The organism is Chitinophaga sp. Cy-1792 (assembly GCF_011752935.1).
Classification (GTDB): Bacteria; Bacteroidota; Bacteroidia; order Chitinophagales; family Chitinophagaceae; genus Chitinophaga.
This window is the reverse complement of sequence record NZ_VWWO01000002.1, coordinates 204,131-226,759: the sequence shown is the minus strand read 5'-3', so window position 1 is coordinate 226,759 and position 22,629 is coordinate 204,131. Positions and strand designations below refer to the sequence as shown.

The window sequence follows — 22,629 nt, the reverse complement described above, 5'->3', positions numbered from 1 at the left end:
TATTATATTATTTACGGATTAACATTTTTTGCATGGTTGCCCATACGATCTCTATATCTTTATCTGTTGTACGCCAGTTGACCAACGCCGCTCTGATGGCTGCCTGTCCGGCATAAACAGTACGTGTCATATATACTACCCCGCTGTTGTTGATACGCTCCAGCAACCCGTCTACTGCTGCTTCCTGTTCTGCTGCGGCTACATCCAGTGTAAAGCAGACTACACATAACCTTACCGGCGCCAGCAGCTTCAGTGCTGGCTCAGCAGCGATATAAGTACCCAGCTTCCTTGCCAGGCGTACATTATTATCTACGATATAACGGTAGCCTTCCTGTCCGTATGCCTGGAGTGTAAACCATACCGGCAAAGCACGCAGCCGGCGTGAGTTTTCGGGGATATAATTACTGTAATGAAAACTGGCAAAGGGATCGCCAAGGTAAGCAGCGCCAGGGTTCTGGAATACAGACAACTGCAACGCCGGATGCCGGGCAAAAATCATGGCGGCATCATAGGGTACGTTGAGCCATTTATGGGCATCAACCGTGATACTGTCTGCCTCTTCCCATCCCTGTAATAAATGGGCAAAATCTTCGCTGCAGGCGGCGAAGCCACCAAAGGCAGCATCTACGTGCAGCCAGCAGTTATACTTTTTCTTCAGCACTGCCAGCGCTGCGATATCATCAAAATCAACGGTATTTACGGTACCTGCACTGGCCACAATAATAAATGACTGGCCGGGATGCTCCCGCAGGTAATATTCCAGGGCATGAAGGTCAATAGATTCCCGGTTAGGAATGGCAGGAATACGAACGAGGTTATTTCTTCCTATTCCCAGCATAGACATAGATTTCAATATGCTGGAATGCGGTACTGCTGCCAGTACTTTTATATCTTTTACAGCCGAAAGCCCGTCTGCCGCGATATTGACGCCTTGCTGCTCCCCTATCCACTGGCGTGCCATGGCCAGTCCGGTGAAGTTAGCCATGGTAGCACCGCTAACGAAGGCGCCCAGGAATTGTTCCGGCAGCCCGAATAATTTACGCAGCTGCTCTACCACATCTTTTTCTATATGCGCTGCCACCGAACCACTGTTGGAACCATTCAGGTCCAGTACAGATGTGATCCAGTCGCCCATTAATGCAGCTGGTGTAACGCCACCTGTTACAAAGCCCCAGTAGCGTGGCCCTGTGGCCGCAGTGAGTGCATCACCATAGTGTTGTCTGAATTTCTCCAGTGTGGCAACACCACCCAAACCAGCTACCGGCAAGGAAACAGAGGGAAGCGACCGAATCTCCTTATGCGGCGCCAGTTTATCCGTTGCTGATAAAAATTTGCTGCTGAATTCTTTCGTAAGTTGTAATAACTGATCTGTGTATTTTAAGTCGTCTGTTAGTCTCATCAGTGCCAATTATTTTTTTAGAAGAAGTCTTTCGCTTTCCCGACACAAAATTGAGAATATTTAAACTCTGAAAACAGATGCAGTTTTTTAATTTTTGAGGATATCAGATTTGATTACACTTCATAATATTTCCGGGAGTTTTTGTGCCCGCCTCCTGCGGGCACAAAAACTCCCTTTGCAGATCGATGCCTTTGGCATCGATCTGCAAAGGGAGTGTAATAAAACAACATCTTTTATATAGCCCGCAACCCGGTGAATAAATCACCACGTTCATGGTCCAGCAACCAGCGTTTTCGCCACAAACCGCCAGCATAGCCGGTTAACGCGCCACCACTGCCAATCACCCGATGACAGGGTACTATAATAGCAAGTGCATTCTTACCATTGCTGGTGCCTACAGCACGAATGCCTTTTACATTATTCATTCTCCTGGCCAGCTGCATATAGGTAACAGTATGGCCATAGGGAATATGTACCAGGTGCCCCCAAACGTTTTGCTGAAACACCGTGCCTTCCTGTTGTATAGGAACATCAAACTCCCGCCTGTCGCCGGCGAAATACTCAAACAGCTGCTGCGCACATTCGAGCAATAGCGGCGGCGCCTGTGGAAAGCTCTCTTCCGGTGAATCTGTAAAAGTGACGGCATTGATATGAGTAGCGGTACCTGTGATCAGCACAGGCCCTACGGGGGAGTCTATACGAAGGTGATACTGCGTATCCATATGTATTATTGGGGTAGTAATGTTCTCCATAGATAAAATGTAGCATATGCTGCATGCTCCTTCCAGACGCCTGTCAGCTCCTGGAGCTGTGCCGGTGTTGGCTTTGCAGGCAGCTGCAATCGAAACCTGATGGCATTATGCAGTCCGGCATCTTCCAATGGTAGCGCCTCCGGAAAGCGGCGGTATTTCATTAGTATGTAATTGGCCGACCAGTTGCCTATGCCTTTCAGCGCTATCAGACTTTCTCTGGCAGCAGCATAATCCTGCTGCAGCAAGGCTGCGGCCGACAGCTCTCCTTTCACCATGGCATTGGCCACATAAATAAGATAGGCTGCTTTGCTCCTTGAAAACTGCAGGGGAGTAAGCATTTCCGGTGTTAAAGCGGCTATTACTTCCGGTTGAGGAAAAAGATGATAGGTATTTCCGGCAACATCCAGACTATATCCAAATTCAGTGATCAGCCGTTGCCGTAGTGTATAAGCGAAGGCCAGGTTAATCTGTTGACCGATGATCGTCCAGCAGATGGCCTCAAATAATTCAGGGATGCCTACCAGCCGTAAGCCTTTGTATTGTTCCGGCAAGCCTTTCAGCAGCGGATTCTTTGCAGCAAACTTGTAGAAACTTTCCAGGTTTGCATCCAGATCCAGCCAATGACTTACATATCTACGAATATACTGTAATCCTTCTTCACTTATCTGCCCGGGTTCATCGCCAGGTGTCAGTGCCACTGGCAGTACTTCCACCCGCAGCTGCTGCCTGTCACCTGCTGAAACTGTAATCAGCGCTATGCCATCATCAACAGCAACCAGCCGCTGCAGCCGGTCTTCACGAATAAAATGTAAAATTTCCTTATCGGAGCGGCCCAGAAAACGCAGGCATTCCTGGAAGGAAAAATTCTCCGGATTATTGATCGCTACAAAAATCTCCTGACACTTCATATCATACAAAAATAAAAAAATGCACCACAGTACCAAGCCCGATTCTTGCTATTCTTTTCTACCTGCAGATTTAACATCTTCCTAAAATACATCAAAAAAACAGATTTAATTTTTAGTACTTTTGGGCAGATCAGATTTTTGTTGCCATGTTAAAAACCGCAGAACACCTCTACCTCCAGGTTGCTGATAATATAGAGCAGCTGATTGAAAAAGAAGTCCTGAAAATAGGCGAAAAACTCCCATCTGTACGTACTTTAAGCAAGCAACAGGGCATCAGTTTATCGACTGCCTTCCAGGCCTATTACCACCTGGAATCGAAGGGCCTGATCGAGTCAAGACCTAAATCAGGCTATTATATCCGTTTTAATACCAGGCGCTTCCCTGATATTCCCAGCAGGTGTGAACCGGTGAAGAAAGCTGCGGAAGTTACTGTTTCAGAAATGGTGCAGCAGGTGTTCCATCATATGACCAACGAAGACGTGATGAAGTTTTCTGTGGCAACACCTCCTCCTGCTGTATTGCCGGCGGCTAAAATGGCCAAGGCGGTAGTGCATGTATTACGGGAGCTCCCTTATTATGGCATTGGCTACGAATCAGTACAGGGGAATCTCCGCCTCCGGCGGCAGATTGCACTGCTATCCCTGGGCTGGGGTGCTGCCCATACCGAAAATGACGTGGTTACCACCAATGGCTGCGTAGATGCATTGACGTTATGTCTGACCGCTACCACCCAACCCGGCGACACCATCGCCATTGAAAGCCCCTCCTATTACGGTGCGCTCCAGCTGGCCGAAAGCCTGGGACTGAAAGTACTGGAAGTGCCTACCCATCCAACTACCGGGGTAGATCTCGACTATCTCGACAAAGCCATTCCCCGCCATAAAATCAGGGCCTGCCTGTTTGTGCCTAATTTCAATAACCCTTATGGTTGCTGCATGCCCGACGAGCGTAAGCAGGAACTGGTGAAGATGGTAGAGAAATATGATATTGCGTTGATTGAAGACGATATATACGGCGATCTGTATTTTGGTAAACAACGGCCTGCTACCTGCAAAACCTTCGACAAGAAAGGAAATGTACTCTATTGCAGCTCTATCTCCAAGTCGGTAGCGCCGGGATTCCGCGTAGGCTGGTGTATCCCCGGCAAATACAAGGAGAAGGTGATCCAGATGAAACAAAACCATAGCATTGCCTGCTCTACGATTCCACATGCCGCCGTAGGTTACTTCCTGGAAACCGGCCGCTATGAAAATCATTTGCGAAATATGCGCAAAGCTTTACATACACAGTGTTTGCGCTATACGCAGGCTATTATGGAGTATTTCCCGGAAAGTACCAGGATCAGCCGGCCACAGGGCGGATGTGTATTGTGGATTGAGCTGGAAGAACATATCAATACCTTCGAATTATTCCAGCTGGCACTGAAGTCAAAGATCAGCTTCTGCCCCGGTAGGATCTTCTCACTGCGCGACCGCTATTCCAATTGCCTGCGTATCAGCTTTGGCATTCCATGGTCGAAACAGGTAGATGATAACCTGAAGGCACTGGGAAAAATGATCCGGAAACTGAGTTAAAACTTAATAAAAAAGCGGTCTCTGCTGAGTAGAGACCGCTTTCTTTAAATATGTTACCTGTTAAGGATTGGCATGTTCTACTGCATACACCAGATCATCTACATAAGTATGTAGTTTCTTCAGATCGTCAGGGTCCAGCTTCGCTGCTGTCACTTCCTTTTCATAGTCCTTTTTCAGGGCTTCCAGTTTATCAACATATTGATTTCCTTTCTGGTCGCTGTTTGCATTGACAAGGTTGGAGAGATATTTATGAAATTTCTCTGCCATTCGTTTGGTATCTTCATTTTTAAACTGCGGCAATGGAATTCTTGCCATGGCAGCATCAATATTGGCCACGATCATTTCATTCTCTGCCGCTGCGCCATTCTCGGTTCTTGCAGCATCCGCATCAATAGATTCCTGTTCTGATTTAGCGGCTTCGTACGCTTTCTTTTCCGATTCTTTTTCATCATGCTTCTGGGGATTCTGGCATGCTCCAGCGAGAGCAACCGCCAGCGCCAGAAAATAACCTGCAGATTTCATAATCAAAAAATTAATAGTCCAGGGAATATTTAATCTTCAATTTAAAAACACCGGAGGATGATAGATGGTTTTAATTGTGCTGCCGGCGGGGTGTTAAGAATTTGCTATAAATAATAAAAGGATATCTCTACCATAGGAGAGATATCCTTCACTGCAATCGCGTTATTGCGGTTTATCGAGAATAGAAAAAAGTACTATATGATTGTCAGCCAGCGAGCGGATGCACTGCGAAGCCGCCATCAACCTGTATTTCAGAACCAGTGATGAAGCTGGCATCATCGGAGCTGAGGAAATAGACCAGTTTAGCTACTTCAGCCGGATCACCAATTCTTTTCAGTGGAATAAGCGTGCTCATGTTATCCCTTGTTTCTTCCGAAACACCAGCTTTTTCGAAAATAGGTGTTTTGATAGGGCCGGGACTAACGGTATTTACTCTTATCTTTTTAGCGGCCAGTTCCCTCGACAATGTTCTTGCCAGGGAGTTTAAAGCCGCTTTGCTGGCGGAATAAACGGAAGCGCCTGGCATGCCGGTAGTGGCATTAATGGAAGAGAGGAAGATGATACTGCCACCTTCGTTTATCAGCGGCAGCAGGTACTGTGTTGTAAAGAAGGCACCTTTGAAGTTGACATCCATGGTGGTATCAAAATTTTCTTCGCTGGTATCTTCGAAAGAGGCAAATTTTCCCAGGCCAGCATTGACGAATAATACGTCGATGGCGCCATAACGGTTACGGATATACTCCGCTAACTGCTGGGTGTCGTTCATGTTTGCCTGATCAGCGGTGAAGCCATCTGCAGACCCCCCCAGCTGCTGGACTGCTTTTTGTACAGCAGCTGCGTTACGGCCTGTTATCAATACCCTGTATCCTTTATTCAAATATTCTTCTGCTGTTGCGTATCCTATGCCACTGTTGCCACCGGTGATGACAACTGTTTTATCCTGATATTGAGCCATTGTTTGATTTATTTAAAAGTATCGATATATTATTTTGAAAAAAAAGCGCGGTAAGCGCTGTTTTATTGAAGAAGCATGGTCAGCCTGCCAGTGGGTGAACGGAGAATCCTCCGTCGATACTGATCTCGGCGCCGTTAACGAAAGCGGCATCCCTGGAGGTAATAAAGCCTACCATTTTTGCTATTTCGTGTGGTTCTGCTACGCGGCCCATGGGCACCAGTGCGGCCATATGGTCCAGCCCTTCTTTTCCGAATCCTGCTTTTTCTGCCAGTGGCGTATTCACGGGGCCCGGAACGATGGTATTGACACGTATCCTTTTAGGTGCCAGTTCCCTGGAGAGCGTGCGGGCCAGGGAGTTTAAGGCGGCCTTGCTGGCCGAATGTACTGCTGCGCCAGGCATTCCGCCGTTGGCATTGCTGGAAGAAAGGAAGACAATACTTCCGCCTTCTTTCACCAATGGCAACAACTGCTGGGCAGTAAAGAAAGCTCCCTTGAAATTGATGTCCATCACTTCATCAAAGGCGGCTTCTGTCACACTTTCAAATGGCCCGAATTTTCCTATGCCTGCATTGATAAAGAGTACATCTATTTGCGTGTAGCGTGATCTAACGTAATCTTTAAGCTTTTGAATATCCGCCAGACTGCCCTGGTCGGCCTGGAATCCTTCTGCGGGGAAACCAAGATCATAAACTGCCTGTTGTATGGCTCCCGGATTTCTACCAGTAATCAGCACTTTGTAACCTCTTCCCAGGAATTCTTCTGCTGTAGCATATCCTATTCCGCTGTTACCACCTGTGATTACAATCTTCTTTTGTTCTTTCTTTGTCATTGATGCTAGTGTCGTTACTGAAATGTTGATGTGGTAGAAATCCCTTGGCTATACTTTGACTATATAGACTCAAATAATACCTGTAGTACGCGTAACTGCCAACCATTATCTGAGGAAAATCCGCTGTGGAATTTTTGGTGATACAAACATGGATGAAAATTTGGGGTGCGCCGTACTCCGGCGCTGAGCAATGAATGATTCTTAATGGCAAGTCCGAATAACTTTACAACGCCCGATACATTGTATTACCAGCGACATAGCCCTGCTTTTGTACTTTAATCCTGTCTTTAGTCCCGTTCCAGTCTGTTGAAGCAAACCTGCCTTTATTTAAGATAATCCCTTCCCCCGTTGTAGCGGGGGAAGGATATCCTCACACCATTACTGTACTTACAACTGTTTTGTTTCTTGTTCCTGGTATTCCCGATGCCCGTATCAGGTAATTACCACTGTTGATTCATTCGATTTATTTAAAACTTTCGATGTTTAAACATTTAAAAAAAGAGATCCTAAATCCCTCATATCTATACATTTAAAAATATCAATGTTTAAACTGATAAAAAAAGCCGTTTACGGCTATTTTATTGTTAATCAGCTTAGTTTCAGAAAAAACATGCTCAGCTGTTTCATCATTTCCTTGTTGATGGTCAGCTCCAAGACACGTCCATTCTTCGTTGAATTAAGAACGCCACTGTCTACCAATATTTTAACATGGTGAGACACTGTAGGCTGAGATAAACAAGTCAGGCCACACATATCGCCACAGGCCATACTTCCTTTCTTCGCGATCTCCATGAGTATGGATAACCGGTGTCTGTCCGCTATGGCATTGGCTGCTTTTTCAATTAATCCCAAATCCATGATGCAAATATAGGAACATTTTCGAAATATCGAAATTTATCGATGAATTTTTTTTGAGAAGATTTTTCAGGCAGATGATCCAAGCGGGTAAGCTTTATTAAAACGACACCAGGAAATCCAGGCGGCAGCTATATATGGTACAACAGAAAAAAACACGTAAAGAAAATACTCTATATCTATAGGAAAGGTCGTACTCAAGCCTGTTTTAAGCGTGACCGCTATCAACACTAACAACAGTGAAACAGGCAGCCCCCACCAACACAAACATCTATATATAAAGCTATTCGCCTTCCTTTTATGCAATAAAAATATCGGTAAAAAGGTGACTGCTCCCGCTATTGCATATGATAGGCTTATCATAGTGTATAAATAAAAATAAAGCAGCCCATCCGTCCAAGAGCCTCCATAATGCCACTTCCTGCCCATCTCGCACGCACAAAATAATAAACTGATACCACACTGCGTTACAAACGACCAAAGCAAACAGTCTCTATAATATTTACCCATTTTATAAAATGATCTATTAAAATGCAACATGTATCACCTTTTCAGGCAGATGATCAAAGCGGGTAAGCTTTGTTAAAACGACGCCACGAAATCCAGGCGGCGGCTATATATGGTACAATCATTCCCAACATATACCAATCACCGTCAAATCCAGTCATACAATTCCATAACAAGATGCACAACAACGCGATCCCAGGAATCAGCCACCAGCATAAACATCTGTATAAGAAAACATCACGAACAGATTCATTATCTAACAAAAACAATGGCAGGAAAAGTACAGCTATTACCACCCCATTATCAATACCATAATGATCCACAATCCATAAAAGGCGGATGAAGGCAACCATTCGCCGGGCATCTGTCCACTTCCCCAGTAATAATCCTGGAAAATTCTTACAATGGCTAGTCCAACTGCAATGAGCAAGGGCCACCAGATTATATAATAAAAGTATTTCGCCATTATTTTTATTTTTTGCAGAAGATACCGGCAGATGATCAAAGCGGGTAAGCTTTGTTAAAACGGCGCCAGGAAATCCAGATTCCTATTATATATGGAATAAAAAGTACAGTGAGCAAAAGCAGATCATCGCTATAATATCTATACTCCAGGTTGGTTATCGTCCTGTAGATAGCTGCCAGCAGTAACAAACTCCCCGTTACCGGAAGTGCCCACCAGCATACATATCTACATAATAAACGATCTCTCCAATCCTCATTATTCAACAAAAAAACCGGCAATAATGATAATCCTACCAGGAAGGCCCATACAAAACATAGCCCCATCAACATGGAAATACTGTGTGCAAGCCCATTCCAACTAAAAGGTGCTATACCATAAATATTAATATATACGCAATAAACGCAAACCAGCACCCATTGGAAGAGAAATGGCCTGACCAGACAATCACTATAATATTTACGCATCCTGATTGTTTATGAGATCTTTATGAAATATCTGCCAGCCGATAAACCCACCAACCAGATAAGGCGTCACCCAGCATATCAGCAACCAACCATCTTTGCTATTCACACCTTCATCCACTGCCCATAAGTGAGAGAAAAAAATAATGAGGAAAGCGCCAATAAGCGGGAAAATCCACCAGCAGAGCCATCTTACCAATGCTGACTTCCTGAAAAGAGTAATACCCAGCAACAACATCGGCAGAAATGACAAAAAACCATAGGCCGCCAATGCGAGATTTGCGCCAGCCACAAACATGATATAATCCCTGAAACCCTCTCCCTCTTTGAAACACCAGACGCCGATATACAACAAACTTACTGTCAGGCAAAATAAGAAAGGATAACCAAGGCAATAACGATAATATTTCAACATGGTAACAGTGTTAAGGGTTTGTAGTGTCATCCGCTGAGACTGGCAATGAATGGATAAACCACACATTTGTAATAGTACTTTTCCATAGGATATTAAATAATTTTTTATGATTCCAATTCCCGCATATCTCTCATTCGCCCCTTAATGAATAGAAACCAAATTATGGTTTACTGATTATACTGCTCTATCTCCTTTTGCTCCTTTTTCAACTCTTTATTAAACAGATACCAGCCAACAAAACTACCGGCAATATGCAATACAAAACCAGCGTAGATCATGACAAACATCAGGAGATCATCAATAGGCATTTTCCAAAAAGGAAATCCGAAACCAACAGAATACAGCAAGTACAACCCTGGTAAAAGCCACCAGGATAAATATCTTTTGAGGGTATTCCCACGAACATCTTCCCTGCTGTTTAAAAAAATCGGCAAAAATAGTACAGCAAAAAAAACAGCATTATAAACAAAAGATATCCCCTGCGCTCCGATCCAAAACCAATATTCAGCAGTAACATCTTTACCAATGACATTTACAGCAGCAACAGCAACAAGAATGATTAGAGACAATAACAACGGATAGAGTATACACCAGCAGTAATATTTTCTCATTGACATAGGAAAAAAAATTTCGATTTAAATAGAATACAAGTTGATTAGTATAACTGTTAACATTAGCCGTCGTGCCGGCCATATTCACGCTGAAACGCCCTCCGGTCACGATTAAACGTCAACCAGCCAATGACACCGCCTATTGCATGCAGTATCATATTCAGCAATAAGAAGAAAACCATGGTACCATCAAAAAAAGGCATTTCTTTTTTCATGCTGCCATTGAATGATATATAAGCAATCCAGGCCAGCGGCAGGCCCCACCACGATAAAAACCTTAGCACCTGATTATCTCTGACAGCAGCGTAATTATTCAGAAATACAGGCAGGAAAAAGAGTCCGGCCATCATGATGGAAAACATAAAAATCAGCAATACAGCAGCTCCCGTGGTTTCCCTGTATTGCAGCCAGTCCCTGCCCAGAACCCAGGCGGAGAGCATAAAAGTGACGAGTAATAAAAGCGTCAGTAAAAAAGGAAATACCACACACCAGCGATAGTACTTAAACATAAGCTACAGGGAAAATATGTAATAGGCACAAATATCTGTCAAAATATAGATTTCATCTCTGCTTTTGTCGAACATGATAACCTACCTATACATGCTCAAATTCGACGGTAAAGGTAGTGCCGCTGTTTTCTTTGGAAACAACACTGATATTACCCTTGTGCAGGCGCACTATCCTGGCAGCAAGGGAAAGCCCTATTCCGTTGCCATCGGCATATTCTTTATTTTTTCCGCGGTAGAAAGGTGTGAAGATATTAGGCAGGTCCTGTTTGGAGATACCTACACCTGTATCGATAAAACGTAAGATGGTATGGTCTTTAAACCAGGTCACCACTACCTGCATTTCGTGTATGGCCGAAAACTTGCAGCCGTTCTCCATCAGGTTCAGGAAAGCCACTTTCAGCAGGTATTCGTTGCCGGCAATGGTGATCACGTCACTATCTTCCATGCTTTCTTCGAAGTTGATATGAATGCGGTAGAAAGGATAAATTTTCAGTAATTCTTTCCTCGCTTCCACGAGCACTTCGTCGAGGCGGAGGTCTTTGAACTTGATCTCTGCAGGGTCGTAGCTGGCTTTGGCCAGGTCCAGTAAGCTATTGGAGAGCTTCACCAGCTTCTGTGCATCCGCAATGGCGTGTTGCATACTGGCAAGATATTCATCTGCCGGCCTTTCACGCGAAGCAGAGATTTCGAGTTCCGCCATCATGGCTGTCAACGGCGTTCTCAGTTCATGGGATATATTGGATACGAACTGTTTCTGTGCGTCAAACGATTGCTCCAGCCTGTCGAGCATAGCGTTAAAGGTTACCGCCAGTTCCGCTATTTCATCTTTTCCGTTACCTTCTTGCAGGCGCAAATCAAGGTTGGTAGCGGTAATTTCCTCTACCCTGTCTACCATGTCCGATACCGGCTTCAGTGCCTGACGGGCGAAAAACTGCCCGGCAACAAATACCAGTATCACCGCCCCCAGGAAGGTAATACCGAGAATATAGGCAAGATTCCGTAACCGTGCCAGTCCGTACTCATCTTCTGCTACGGCGGTGATCAGGTATTCCTGGTTGTTATGTTTATAAACGAAACCTACCACCTGGAATTTTCCCTGTTTAAACATCAATTCATGTTCCCGCACGATATTACTTAGCATCACGGGGGTTTCCTTCACTTTGTCGATATCTACGGCATCGTGATATAACAGGTGGAAAGCGGTATCATAAATGGCTACTTCTTCCTGGGAGAGGCTCCCGGAAGAATTTTTATAAATCAGCTGTAATACCTGCGGACCTATTTGCGCATCAAACAGCAGGTTGGCTTTGGTAATGGCCTGCTGGCGCAGATTTTTATAGTATTCATCTTCACGGTCATGGGCATACGATACGTATACTGCTGCTACAAACAAGAGTAGCAGGGCTGCGATGATGCCGGTGAACAATAAGGTCAGCCGCGTTCGGATTTTCATGTTATCCTGCTTTAAAAATGAATCCCATACCGGGTTTGGTATGTATCAGTTTTACGGAAAATTCTTTATCTACCTTCTTACGAAGATAATTAATATACACGTCAATGAAGTTAGTACCGGTATCGAAATGTGTATCCCAAACATTTTCAGCGATCTCTGTACGCGAAAGTACGCGTTCGTGGTGCTGCATCATGTATTCCAGTAACCTGAATTCCTTTGGGGTGAGATTGATCTCTTTTCCTCCCCTGGTAACGATTTTTGTTTGCAGGTTCATTTCCAGGTCGGCATAGCGTAGCTTCATGGGTGCTGCCTGTACCGGCAGGGTATTCCTTTTCAGGAGTGCCCGTATACGCACCAGCAGCTCTCGCAGGTCGAAGGGCTTCACCAGGTAATCATCGGCGCCGGCATCGAAGCCTTCGACCTTATCGTCCGTAGTACCCAGGGCGGTAAGCATGAGGATAGGCATGTTGGGCAGGGCATTGCGGATGCTTCTGCTCAGGAGCAATCCATCTGTGCCGGGCAGGATAATATCGGTGATAACGAGTTCGAACTCGCCGGTAAGCGCCAGTTTTAGTCCGGCATCGCCGTCGCGGGCCAGGGTAACTTCGTAGCCTTGTTCTTCCAATCCTCTTCTGATAAGCATTCCAACACGGGCTTCATCTTCTATTACGAGTATACGAATCATATCCAAAGGTCTGTAATTCTTGCTAAAACGCTATTAAAGTTCGTAGTCTTTTAATAATTTGGCGGCAAATAATACTAAATCGTGAGCAAACCAATACTTGTCATCAAATTTGGAACGGCGTCCATCACCCGCGAAAACGGTGATCTGGACGAAACCGTTATTGCCGGAATAGCGCGTCAGGTAGCGGAATTGCATGAGGCATACCATATCGTGCTGGTGTCGTCCGGTGCGGTAGCTGCCGGAAAGCAGTTTATGAAGCATTATGGTGGTACTATCAGCGAACGTAAGGCCGCTGCCGCCATCGGCAACCCGCTGTTGCTGAACAAATATAGCCGTTATTTTGCCCCCTATGGCATCGCAGTGGCACAAAGCCTTTGTGAGCGCCAGCATTTCTCCGGCCGCGAGCAGTTCCTGCAACTGAAACGTACCTACGAAGAATTATGGGCCAACAATATCATCCCCATCGCCAACGAAAACGATGTGGTCAGCAGTACGGAGCTGAAGTTTTCTGACAATGACGAACTGGCTACCCTGATCGCTGTGGGCTTTGGCGCCTCTATGCTGCTTTTCAGCACTTCCGTGGCCGGTGTACTCGACCGCGAAGGAAAAGTGGTGTCTCAGATAGATGTCATCGACCAGCAGGCACTTGGCCTGGCAGACAAAGAGAAATCAGCGCTGGGGCTGGGAGGCATGGTGTCTAAACTGACCTTTGCACGACTGGCTACCCGCATGGGTATCCGGGTAGTGATCTTCGGAATCCGTACCAACGACGGGATCCTCCATGCCCTCAAAGGCGAAACAGGTACCCTGTGCCTGCCGCAGCCCTGCAGCATGCCTGCCCGCCGCAAATGGCTGGCCAGCGGCAGTCTGGTTACCGGCCGCGTACTCATCGACGCCGGCGCCCAGGAAGCCCTGGAGAAAAGACATAGCTTACTCGCCGTAGGCGTAAAGGAAATACTGGAGAAATTCGAAGGCGGAGAAGTAATTGAAATTGTTAATGATCAGAATATTGCTATTGCTGTAGGCAGAGCCAGGCTCTCCTCCGATGTACTGGAAAAACACAGCCGGCAACAGAACACAGAGGTAGCACATGCTGATGATATCGTGCTGCTGTAAATAATCCCCGACATGCATACCATACAACCCTTGCTGGAACAGGCAAAAAATGCTTCTTCCTCTTTACGTCACCTTCCTGACGCCCAACGCCAGGAATTGCTCTACGACCTCGCAGAAGCACTGCTGGTTAGAGCATCGGAAATCATAGCCGCCAATAAACCGGACCTGGACCGCATGCCCGACGATGATCCCAAAAAAGACCGTCTCCTGCTAACAGGCCCGCGTATACGCAGTCTGGCCGCCAGCGTAAAAGATATAGCCCGTTTGCCCGACCCCGCCAACGAATTACTACTGGAACGCCAGCTGGACAATGGTTTGCTCGTACAGAAAAAGACCGTTCCCCTGGGCGTGGTAGGCGTCATCTACGAATCACGCCCCAACGTAACAGTAGATGTCGCCGCCCTTTGCATCCGCAGCGGCAACGTATGCGTGCTGCGTGGCGGCTCCGACGCACTCGATACCAACACCATCCTGGTACAGATTATCCAGGAATGCCTGGCAAAATACAACACCGATATCCATGCAGTACAGCTGCTGCCGGCAGACAGAGCGCTGGTAACAGAAATGCTGACTGCTGTTAAATACATCGACATCATCATCCCCCGCGGATCACAACAGCTGATAGAATTTGTCAGGGCCAACTCCAAAGTGCCGGTGATAGAAACCGGCGCCGGCGTGTGTCATACCTACGTAGAGCAATCAGCTGACCTCGAACAGGCCGCCCTCATCGTTACCAATGCCAAGGTATCACGGCCGTCCGTATGTAATGCATTGGATACCGTACTTGTAGATGCAGCCGTAGCCGCAGATTTCCTGCGCATACTCACACCGCAGCTGGCAGCCCATCATGTAGACGTATATGCGGAAGCGTTAGCATACCAGCACCTCCTGGCTGCAGGCTATCCGCAGTTACATACCGCTACCCCGGATGATTTCGGCCGCGAATTCCTTTCGCTGAAATGCTCTGTGAAAGTCGTTAGCGGACTACCGGAAGCACTGGCACATATACAGGCGTTCTCCAGTAAGCACAGTGAGGCCATTATCTCCCGCGACCCCGCCCTCAGTGAGGAATTCCTCAATACCGTAGATGCGGCGGCAGTATATGTCAACGCCTCCACCCGGTTTACCGATGGTGGTGTGTTCGGCCTGGGTGCTGAAATAGGTATTTCTACCCAGAAACTACATGCCCGCGGGCCTTTTGCCTTGGAAAAGCTAGTGACAGAGAAATGGTTTGTTTATGGCGCCGGCCAGATACGCGAGTAATTTTTTCTTTATATAGATAATTGCCAGCACACCTCTGTGCGAAAAAAAGCGAGGGCCCCGTTGGGGGCCCTCGCTTTTTTTCGCTTGATCTGCCCGCCTTCGGCGGGTGGATCAAGCGAAAGCTGAAATATATTACGCGATGGTAATCGCGGTATTCAAATAAACATCCTGAATGGCATTCAGCAAGGCAACACCTTCCTCCATAGGCCGCTGAAATGCCTTTCTGCCGGAAATAAGCCCTGCCCCGCCGGCACGCTTATTTATCACCGCAGAACGCACTGCATCCGCGAGATCAGCAGCCCCTTCAGAAGCGCCACCGGAATTGATCAGTCCCATCCGGCCCATATAGCAGTTAGCTACCTGGTAACGGCAAAGATCAATAGGGTTATCGCTGGTGAGTTCGGTGTAAATACGCTCATCCAGTTTACCGTAGGTAGAACTGCCCGTATTCAATGCTTTATAACCACCGTTTACTTCCGGTAATTTCTGCTTAATGATATCCGCCTGGATTGTTACACCCAGATGATTGGCCTGCCCTGTTAAATCGGCCGATAAATGATAATCTACATCTTTTTTGAAAGCATCATTACGCAGATAACACCAGAGCACAGTAGCCATACCGAGTTCATGCGCATGTTCGAATGCCTGTGCAATCTCTACCAGCTGCCGGTCTGAATTTTCAGAGCCGAAATAAATGGTAGCACCAACGGCCACAGCTCCCAGGTTCCAGGCTTCTTCCACCGTACCGTACAGGACCTCATCAAAACGGTTAGGATAGGTAAGCAACTGGTTATGATTGATCTTACAAATGAAGGGGATTTTATGGGCATATCTCCTGGAAACCGAGGCCAGTACACCAAAGGTGGAAGCTACTGCATTGCAGCCGCCTTCCAGCCCCAATCTGACAATATTCTCAGGATCAAAATAAGCAGGGTTCTTTGCAAAAGATGCGCCGGCGCTATGCTCTACGCCCTGGTCTACCGGCAAGATGGACATATAGCCCGTTCCTGCAAGGCGGCCACTGCCAAAGAGCTGCCCCAGACTCCGCAATACCTGCGGATTCCGGCTGCTGGGGCCATAAATATCATTCACCGTTTCCGGACCGGGGAGATGCAACATTGATTTATGGATAGTCTTGCTGTTGTGCGACAGCAGCAATTCACTGTCCTGTCCGAGTAATTCATTGATTTTTTCCAAGGATAACATACGATTGCTTTTTTATCTCACTAAATTTAAATAATTAAATCTGCAAATGATAAACAGCTGGTTACCTTCCTTGTTCTATTTCAATTAGCCATCCTTCAGAACAGCTCCGGCACTTTTTTGTATCTTTGCGCAGCAGAAAATCATTTTAGCAACGATATGACGACCCGTATAGCAATTATCAGACATGGCTCTACAGCCTGGAATAAAGCAGGAAGATTACAGGGAAGCTCAGATATCCCCCTGGATGAAGAAGGAAGAGAACAGGCCCGCAGACTGGGACAACGCCTCATCGGTGAACCCTGGGAACTGATATACAGCAGTCATCTCGACCGTGCAAAGGAAACCGCCGGCATTATCGCCGCCGCCATCGGACTGACAGACCTCCGGCAGGACGAGCGTATCCGCGAAGCCAGTGGCGGACAAATAGAAGGCACTACCGAAGCAGAAAGAATAGCGCAGTGGGGCCCCGACTGGAAACAACTGGACCTCGGCGCAGAAACGACAGACGCCATCATCGCCAGAGGAACCGCATTCCTCAACGATCTCATCGCACAACACCAGGGAAAGAATATCCTGATCGTGAGCCATGGCGGATTTATCCGTAAAATGATCGGCCACCTCGTACCGGAGGCACCTCACCAGATAATGCTGAAAAATACCGCCGTAACAGAGTTACTGCATTCAGATAATAGCTGGAGTTGCCACCTTTACAACTGCGTTCAGCACCTGGAAGAATAACAACTTTTTATGTTACATACCGATTTTTATCCATTCCCCCTGATCACCACCAACAGGCTGGTACTCCGTGAGCTCAAACCCTCGGATGATGCCGCCATTTATCAGCTCCGGTCCGACCCGGCCGTAAATATGTACCTCAACCGGGCCCCGTGTACCGACCGCGTGGCGGCTCAACGGTTTATTACCGCCATCAACAACAATATCGCCAACGCCACTACGCTGTACTGGGCCATCACCTCCCCCGACGGCCTTATCGGCACTATAGGCCTATGGCAATACGATACCGTGGAAAATAGCGTGGAACTGGGCTATGAACTACTCCCCGCCCATCAGGGAAAGGGTTTCATACAGGAAGCCATGACGGCCATTATCCGCTTTGCCTTTGAGAAAATGCATGCCCGGAAAATCGCCGCCAACGTAGTTCCCGACAACCTCAAATCCATCAGGGCCCTGGAAAAACAAGGGTTCCAGCCTCAGCCACATAACGGCATCGCAGCAGAAATAACCTACGTACTAACAGCAACAACTGCCTGAACCATCTACCTAACTACTAAGACTATACGCTGATATCATCTCTTAATGCCAGAAGCCCTGTGCCTTTATCTGTGCATTGGCAATACCATGCTCCCGCAGGAACTTACGTGTATTAGCCACCAGGTGGGAATTGCCCGCCAGAAAAAAAGTATGGTTACGCGGAGGTAGTTGCTGTAGTAAATCTGATAAGACGAGGAAATAATTTTCATCCCGCGATACGGGCTGTAAATCCAGCCAGCGGCACTTGTCCACGAATTCCTCCTTATGTTCCGGCTTATTCACCACCATAATTCCCGTAGCTACGTGCCCGTTAGCCGACAACTGCTGTAAGGCGCTGAAATGCCCTATTGCCGACTGGTCGCCAAGGAATATAGGGTAAGTATCTGCCGCAGGCGCATGTTTCATACCATCAATGCCGGCATAATGAATGGTATCATCAGTTTGCAGGCTACGTACCCACTGACAGCCCCGCCCATTATGGCCGCCATCGATAAACAACGTACAGGTTTTAGTGCTGCAATCCCATTGCGCCGGTGTATAATCACAATAATGAAAGCTGGCAGTCCGGCAAACAATGCGCTGTACCGTATTCCATTGCTCAGGTTTGGATTTGGGAAGATGCAGATCGATTTCAAAGAAATCATGGGTATCCCAGGTACGGATAGCCAGTACCCTGCCGGTTTTTATGAAGATATTTTCGATAAGGGAAACTTCCCTCTTTTCTATGCTACTAATCATAACACAAAACAACAGCGAAATATCTTTTTAAAGTCGTACAAATAAGGGGAACCATAGGACTATTCACGGAATGATTTCCGGAATGATAATGCGGTCATGCCGGCAATTTTCTTAAACATACGGGTAAAATAACCGACATCTTCATACCCTAACTCATAGGCTATTTCTGTAACGGTAAGATGGGTGTGATATAACAAACGCTTGGCTTCCAGTATTACCTGCTGTTGTATATGCTGCGAAACGGCAATACCAGTCACATCTTTGATAGTGTCATTCAGGTGAGTGGCGGTGATATGCAGCACTTTGGCATAATCGGCCGGACTCTTCCAGTCCTTGAAATGTTCCTGTACCAGCAGCTGAAATTCCCTGTTGATAATGGCCGCCCTGTTATCTGGCTTCCTCCCGGATTGTAAGGCCTCCAGACTACCTGCTACCAGCCCCAGTATGCCCTGCAGGATACTGTGCATGGCAAATGCCGTAAAGGCATCATCGGACTGATTACGGAGCTTCATCAGGATTTCCAGCATCTCCTCCGTTTGCTCCATCAGCAAATCATTGGCGCCAAAAACAGTTTCTTCCTTGAAATAAGCCTCTATCGTGGATTTCAGCGCTACCGGCATCAGGCTGGGGTCGAAAGTAACAGAATAACCTTTCATGGCCTTCGCCTCCAGCAGCTGGTGCACCTGCCCCGGTACAATCAGACCTATAAACTGCCCTGTTCTATGCACCACCCTGAAATCAACATTAGCTTTATATCCGCCACCATAGGAGAAAAACATCAGGTAATGCTCGTCCCGGTGGGCAGCATAGATATCATGGTCCATATAGTCCGGCGGATCATCATGCGAATGCACCTGCATACCTGCCTTGGCTTCAACAGGCATCTTGTATCTCGGAATAGCTGCACGGGAAGATTTCATATGCCAAAATTAGGGGCTATTCATTATATCTGAAGTAAATTATTTCTTCTTCCAGATGGTATTAAAGCCCCCTGTCAGGCCTAACGGCAGCACTTCAGCCACCTGGCAATCCAGCGACTGTAGCGCCTTTACGCGTTTAGTAAGCATGGAAAACGGAAATACATCTTCCACAAAATTGGTACGGGAAATATTAATGATATCAAAGTTATTGGCAGCGGCCAGCTCACGCAGCGCTGCGCGGGTAAAGAATTGGACGTGATCCAGGTTATCCGCCTGCGATTGTACCGTAGTACCCTTATACCCCAGTGCGCTTTTGATTCTATTTACAAACGACTGCAAACGCGGACTCCTACGCACTTTCAGCATAGGCTTCGTTACCAGCACCTCCCTGGGTCCCATACCGTTTGGCACCGTTACAATCAAAGTGCCGTTATCTTTCAACGACTGATAAATCGTTTTCAACAATACACCCGGATCATGCAAATGCTCCAGTACCTCACTGCATATCACCGCATCATACTGCGCGCCACTGGCCACCAGTGCTTCTGCACTGATCACTTCAAAACGGACATTAGACAAGGTATTTTTGCTGCGGGCGACCGCAATCGTTTTTTCACTTACATCGATGCCCAGTACATGATAGCCAAACTGGCCCAGGTGACGCGTAATAACGCCATTGCCACATCCGACATCCAGGATATTAGCATGGGCGGGGATAACCTGCTGCAGACTATTGGTGATAAAATTCAGGCGCTTAATATCAGTAATGCGCTCATATTCATAAGTAATATTGGGGGACATAAATTGCTGATTGTAGCATAAAAATACAAGCTGACAGCGGAAAAACCTAGGCTACAGCACTTTAGTACACACATGATAATTTTATCATAAAAAAACGATGATTACCATGGAGGATCCAGGTAATCATCGTTATGCAATGCGGTGTTTATTTTAATGCGCCTAACACAGCCGGGCCTATCACGGCTGCCCATGCAGCATATCCTTCTTTGGCAAGGTGTATACCGTCATTTCTGTAATACTTAGGGTTCAGGTCCCCGTTATCCAGGATCATCGCGGCAGCCAGTTTTTTCACCAGGTTACGGCTCTCTTCCGGAGCTGTTTTGGCCAATACAGCCTGTACCTGCTGGTATTTTATCCGCTTGTAGTGATCAGCAGTAAGCCCGGCGGGCAATGGCCCCAGGAGAATGACTTTCGTTTTGGGCATGTTTTTCACCAGCCACTGATAGCTTTCTTTAATACCTGCTGCAATTTCCGGTGCGCTATCATCATCAAAATTATTGACGCCTATCGTCAGCACCAGCACTTTAGGTGCGGCTTTTACATAACTGCCGTGCTGCACGCGCCAAAGCACATGCTGCGTTCTGTCGCCCGAAATACCGGCACTTTCCCAGCTATGCCCGTGGTACAGGCTATCAAATACGGCAAATCCCGGTTTGCTGGTCACAAAATGCCGGTGGCCACCGGTTCCCTGTGTGATGGAATTCCCCAACATCAGGATATCCAGTGGCTGCGCGGCTTCCAGCAGATTATTAATATCTTCATTTTGTCCCCACCAGTCTTTACCGTCACTCCAGCCCGCAGCCGACCTGTATTCCACGCCAGGCGTAGCAATGGCAGCGAAGTTTGTTTTATGTCCTGCCGCAGTAAGGATAAAATCCACAATGGGTTTAGGATTAGGCAGCGAATGCGGGTGATGGCCCATACCTGGCTTATGAATCACCGTAATATCACCGCCGGCGGCCTTCACCGCTTTTTCAAACGGGGCTGTATTTTCTGCTACCGGCACCAGGTCGTCTGCATCGCCCACTACATGCAGCATTGGGTAACCTCCCTTTACAATAGCAGGTATGTTGTACAGCGGACTGCCTTTAAACTGCAGCGCCGCTTCATCCGTTGTAAATCCGTAATCAGCTTTGAATTGCGCCCACTCAGCCGGTGCACGTTTATGCGTGCCCGTGCCTCCGGGCCAGCTGAGCAGGTCTAGCACGGGATTATCAACATAGACGCTGGAAACCTTATCCGGATTGGCTGCCGCCCAGTTGTATACATATATTCCTCCCCTGCTCATACCTTCCATCGCTGCTTTTTTGGCAAGTCCGTTTTTATGCAGGAGGTCGTAGTATTTGTTCCATAGGCTGATGGCCTCTTTATTACCAAACAGTTCGCTGGCATCGCAATACACGACATGGTAGCCTCTTTCCAGCAGGGCGATGTCTGTTTGCGGCTCATGTCCCCAGAACCTTGCCCGCCATATCCATGGCTGTCCGGGCATTACACGATGTGGCTGCACCACTTTACATTCACGGTTATTAAAGGTGAATGTGGCCATTTTATAGCCATAGAAAGATGCATATGTTTTGTTGTAATTAAGTTTCGGGAAGATATCAAACCCTTTCTGAACGGGTTGTTGCACCACTTCATAGAGGCGGCGTGTAATGATGGCCGTTCCTAACGGAGATATATGTACCCTATCCGGCATCATGCTTTCCTTCGACAGGAGCATGTCTACGTTCACTACTTCCGTGCCCGTTTCGTAGGCAGTTTGCTGAATTTTTTGCAGCACCTGTTGTCGTATAGGCTTTTCCGTTACTGCGCTGCTATCCGGCATATCAGCGGGGATGGTCAGCAGTAGCACGATGCGTGCATCGGGATTGGCTACACGAAAAGAGCTGATCAGGTCTTTCAGATCAATGGCATATTGTTGCAGCCCCTGATTGTCCGGCGATTGTGTATCAGCAATGCCTGGTTCTATCACCACCAGATCTGCGGCGTATTGCAGCGCATCTTTATAGGCAGTTGTTTTCCAGTAAGGCAGATGACCGGCTTTGAGTATCCCTGCACCGGCAACACCAAAGTTTTTTACTTCGTACTTGTCAGACAGCATGGTCTGCAATTGGGCAGGATAAGCGTTTTTCTCTCTGTTGGCAGTCCCTTCGGCATAGGTATAACTGCTACCTATACACGCAATTTTTACGGGATGTTGAGCGCGTGCGATAAATGCATGACTCAGCAGCAGGCATAGTAGCATACTGAGGCGAAAAAAAATGTTTTTCATTTCCGTTGGAATAATTCATCGTCAAGAAACAACATTTACTGCGGAAATAAAAGCCACTTTTATTCCGGGGGTTCGGGGGTAGACCCTTTGCCTCCGGCAAAGGGTCTACCCCCGCGCCAAACAAAGAAAGGGCTGCC

General features: G+C 47.1%; 22 protein-coding genes. 5 read left to right on the top strand and 17 right to left on the bottom strand.

Translation table 11 applies throughout. The features are described from left to right. Positions 1-7: 7 nt before the first annotated feature. From F3J22_RS15310 to F3J22_RS15300, 3 genes are all read right to left on the bottom strand, one after another. On the bottom strand, positions 8-1,399 hold the full coding sequence (locus F3J22_RS15310) for an aminotransferase class I/II-fold pyridoxal phosphate-dependent enzyme (protein ID WP_167018833.1): 1,392 nt from the start codon (positions 1,397-1,399) through the stop codon (positions 8-10). Positions 1,400-1,632: 233 nt separating this feature from the next. Next, entirely contained in the window at positions 1,633-2,121 is a 489-nt protein-coding gene (locus F3J22_RS15305) for a methylated-DNA--[protein]-cysteine S-methyltransferase (RefSeq protein ID WP_167018832.1), read from the bottom strand. 5 nt (positions 2,122-2,126) lie between these two features. Then, positions 2,127-3,059: a DNA-3-methyladenine glycosylase gene (locus F3J22_RS15300; RefSeq protein ID WP_167018831.1), complete on the bottom strand. Its 933-nt coding sequence runs from the start codon at positions 3,057-3,059 to the stop codon at positions 2,127-2,129. Between the two features lie 146 nt (positions 3,060-3,205). Here F3J22_RS15300 and F3J22_RS15295 point away from each other — a divergent pair, with 146 nt between their 5' ends. Continuing rightward, complete coding sequence (locus F3J22_RS15295) at positions 3,206-4,633, top strand: PLP-dependent aminotransferase family protein (RefSeq protein ID WP_167018830.1); 1,428 nt, start codon at positions 3,206-3,208, stop codon at positions 4,631-4,633. Between the two features lie 60 nt (positions 4,634-4,693). On the opposite strand, the gene F3J22_RS15290 is transcribed toward F3J22_RS15295, so the two are convergent. The 9 genes from F3J22_RS15290 to F3J22_RS15250 form a co-directional block, all read right to left on the bottom strand. Next, positions 4,694-5,155, bottom strand: coding sequence for a hypothetical protein (locus F3J22_RS15290; RefSeq protein ID WP_167018829.1), 462 nt, complete (start codon positions 5,153-5,155; stop codon positions 4,694-4,696). Positions 5,156-5,360: 205 nt separating this feature from the next. Continuing rightward, positions 5,361-6,110 (bottom strand): SDR family oxidoreductase, encoded by a 750-nt coding sequence (locus tag F3J22_RS15285; protein ID WP_167018828.1) that lies wholly within the window; start codon positions 6,108-6,110, stop codon positions 5,361-5,363. 79 nt (positions 6,111-6,189) lie between these two features. After that, positions 6,190-6,939, bottom strand: a complete 750-nt coding sequence (locus F3J22_RS15280) for an SDR family oxidoreductase (RefSeq protein WP_167018827.1) — start codon at positions 6,937-6,939, stop codon at positions 6,190-6,192. Between the two features lie 588 nt (positions 6,940-7,527). Continuing rightward, complete coding sequence (locus tag F3J22_RS15275) at positions 7,528-7,797, bottom strand: helix-turn-helix transcriptional regulator (protein ID WP_167018826.1); 270 nt, start codon at positions 7,795-7,797, stop codon at positions 7,528-7,530. Positions 7,798-9,223: 1,426 nt separating this feature from the next. Next, positions 9,224-9,643: a hypothetical protein gene (locus tag F3J22_RS15270; RefSeq protein ID WP_167018825.1), complete on the bottom strand. Its 420-nt coding sequence runs from the start codon at positions 9,641-9,643 to the stop codon at positions 9,224-9,226. A 167-nt stretch (positions 9,644-9,810) separates the two neighbouring features. After that, on the bottom strand, positions 9,811-10,260 hold the full coding sequence (locus F3J22_RS15265; RefSeq protein WP_167018824.1) for a hypothetical protein: 450 nt from the start codon (positions 10,258-10,260) through the stop codon (positions 9,811-9,813). A 56-nt stretch (positions 10,261-10,316) separates the two neighbouring features. After that, the gene (locus F3J22_RS15260) at positions 10,317-10,763 is read right to left on the bottom strand and encodes a hypothetical protein (protein ID WP_167018823.1); all 447 of its coding nucleotides are present in this window, start codon (positions 10,761-10,763) and stop codon (positions 10,317-10,319) included. A gap of 85 nt (positions 10,764-10,848) precedes the next feature. Continuing rightward, positions 10,849-12,216, bottom strand: coding sequence for a HAMP domain-containing sensor histidine kinase (locus F3J22_RS15255; protein ID WP_167018822.1), 1,368 nt, complete (start codon positions 12,214-12,216; stop codon positions 10,849-10,851). Position 12,217: 1 nt separating this feature from the next. Beyond that, complete coding sequence (locus F3J22_RS15250; protein WP_205195324.1) at positions 12,218-12,901, bottom strand: response regulator transcription factor; 684 nt, start codon at positions 12,899-12,901, stop codon at positions 12,218-12,220. A gap of 81 nt (positions 12,902-12,982) precedes the next feature. On the opposite strand from F3J22_RS15250, the gene proB reads away from it, so the two are divergent. Both proB and F3J22_RS15240 read left to right on the top strand, forming a co-directional pair. Beyond that, entirely contained in the window at positions 12,983-14,017 is a 1,035-nt protein-coding gene (proB, locus tag F3J22_RS15245) for a glutamate 5-kinase (RefSeq protein ID WP_167018821.1), read from the top strand. A gap of 12 nt (positions 14,018-14,029) precedes the next feature. Next, positions 14,030-15,280 (top strand): glutamate-5-semialdehyde dehydrogenase, encoded by a 1,251-nt coding sequence (locus F3J22_RS15240; protein ID WP_167018820.1) that lies wholly within the window; start codon positions 14,030-14,032, stop codon positions 15,278-15,280. A gap of 132 nt (positions 15,281-15,412) precedes the next feature. Here the strand turns inward: F3J22_RS15240 and F3J22_RS15235 are convergent, their stop codons facing one another. After that, positions 15,413-16,486, bottom strand: coding sequence for a class I fructose-bisphosphate aldolase (locus F3J22_RS15235; RefSeq protein WP_167018819.1), 1,074 nt, complete (start codon positions 16,484-16,486; stop codon positions 15,413-15,415). Between the two features lie 156 nt (positions 16,487-16,642). Here F3J22_RS15235 and F3J22_RS15230 point away from each other — a divergent pair, with 156 nt between their 5' ends. Together F3J22_RS15230 and F3J22_RS15225 are read left to right on the top strand one after the other, a co-directional pair. After that, a complete protein-coding gene (locus tag F3J22_RS15230) occupies positions 16,643-17,224 on the top strand; it encodes a histidine phosphatase family protein (RefSeq protein WP_167018818.1) in 582 nt (193 codons plus the stop codon). A gap of 9 nt (positions 17,225-17,233) precedes the next feature. Continuing rightward, positions 17,234-17,758 carry a GNAT family N-acetyltransferase gene (locus tag F3J22_RS15225; protein ID WP_167018817.1) on the top strand — a complete coding sequence of 175 codons (525 nt, stop codon included), beginning with the start codon at positions 17,234-17,236 and terminating at the stop codon, positions 17,756-17,758. A gap of 42 nt (positions 17,759-17,800) precedes the next feature. Here F3J22_RS15225 and F3J22_RS15220 read toward each other — a convergent pair whose 3' ends face one another. The 4 genes from F3J22_RS15220 to F3J22_RS15205 all read right to left on the bottom strand — a co-directional run bounded on the left by F3J22_RS15220 (position 17,801) and on the right by F3J22_RS15205 (position 22,492). Beyond that, entirely contained in the window at positions 17,801-18,496 is a 696-nt protein-coding gene (locus tag F3J22_RS15220; RefSeq protein WP_167018816.1) for an SIP domain-containing protein, read from the bottom strand. A gap of 59 nt (positions 18,497-18,555) precedes the next feature. Next, positions 18,556-19,416, bottom strand: coding sequence for an AraC family transcriptional regulator (locus F3J22_RS15215; RefSeq protein ID WP_167018815.1), 861 nt, complete (start codon positions 19,414-19,416; stop codon positions 18,556-18,558). A 39-nt stretch (positions 19,417-19,455) separates the two neighbouring features. After that, positions 19,456-20,217 (bottom strand): bifunctional 2-polyprenyl-6-hydroxyphenol methylase/3-demethylubiquinol 3-O-methyltransferase UbiG, encoded by a 762-nt coding sequence (locus F3J22_RS15210; protein WP_167018814.1) that lies wholly within the window; start codon positions 20,215-20,217, stop codon positions 19,456-19,458. A 145-nt stretch (positions 20,218-20,362) separates the two neighbouring features. Further along, positions 20,363-22,492, bottom strand: a complete 2,130-nt coding sequence (locus tag F3J22_RS15205) for a GDSL-type esterase/lipase family protein (protein WP_205195322.1) — start codon at positions 22,490-22,492, stop codon at positions 20,363-20,365. Positions 22,493-22,629 lie beyond the last annotated feature (137 nt).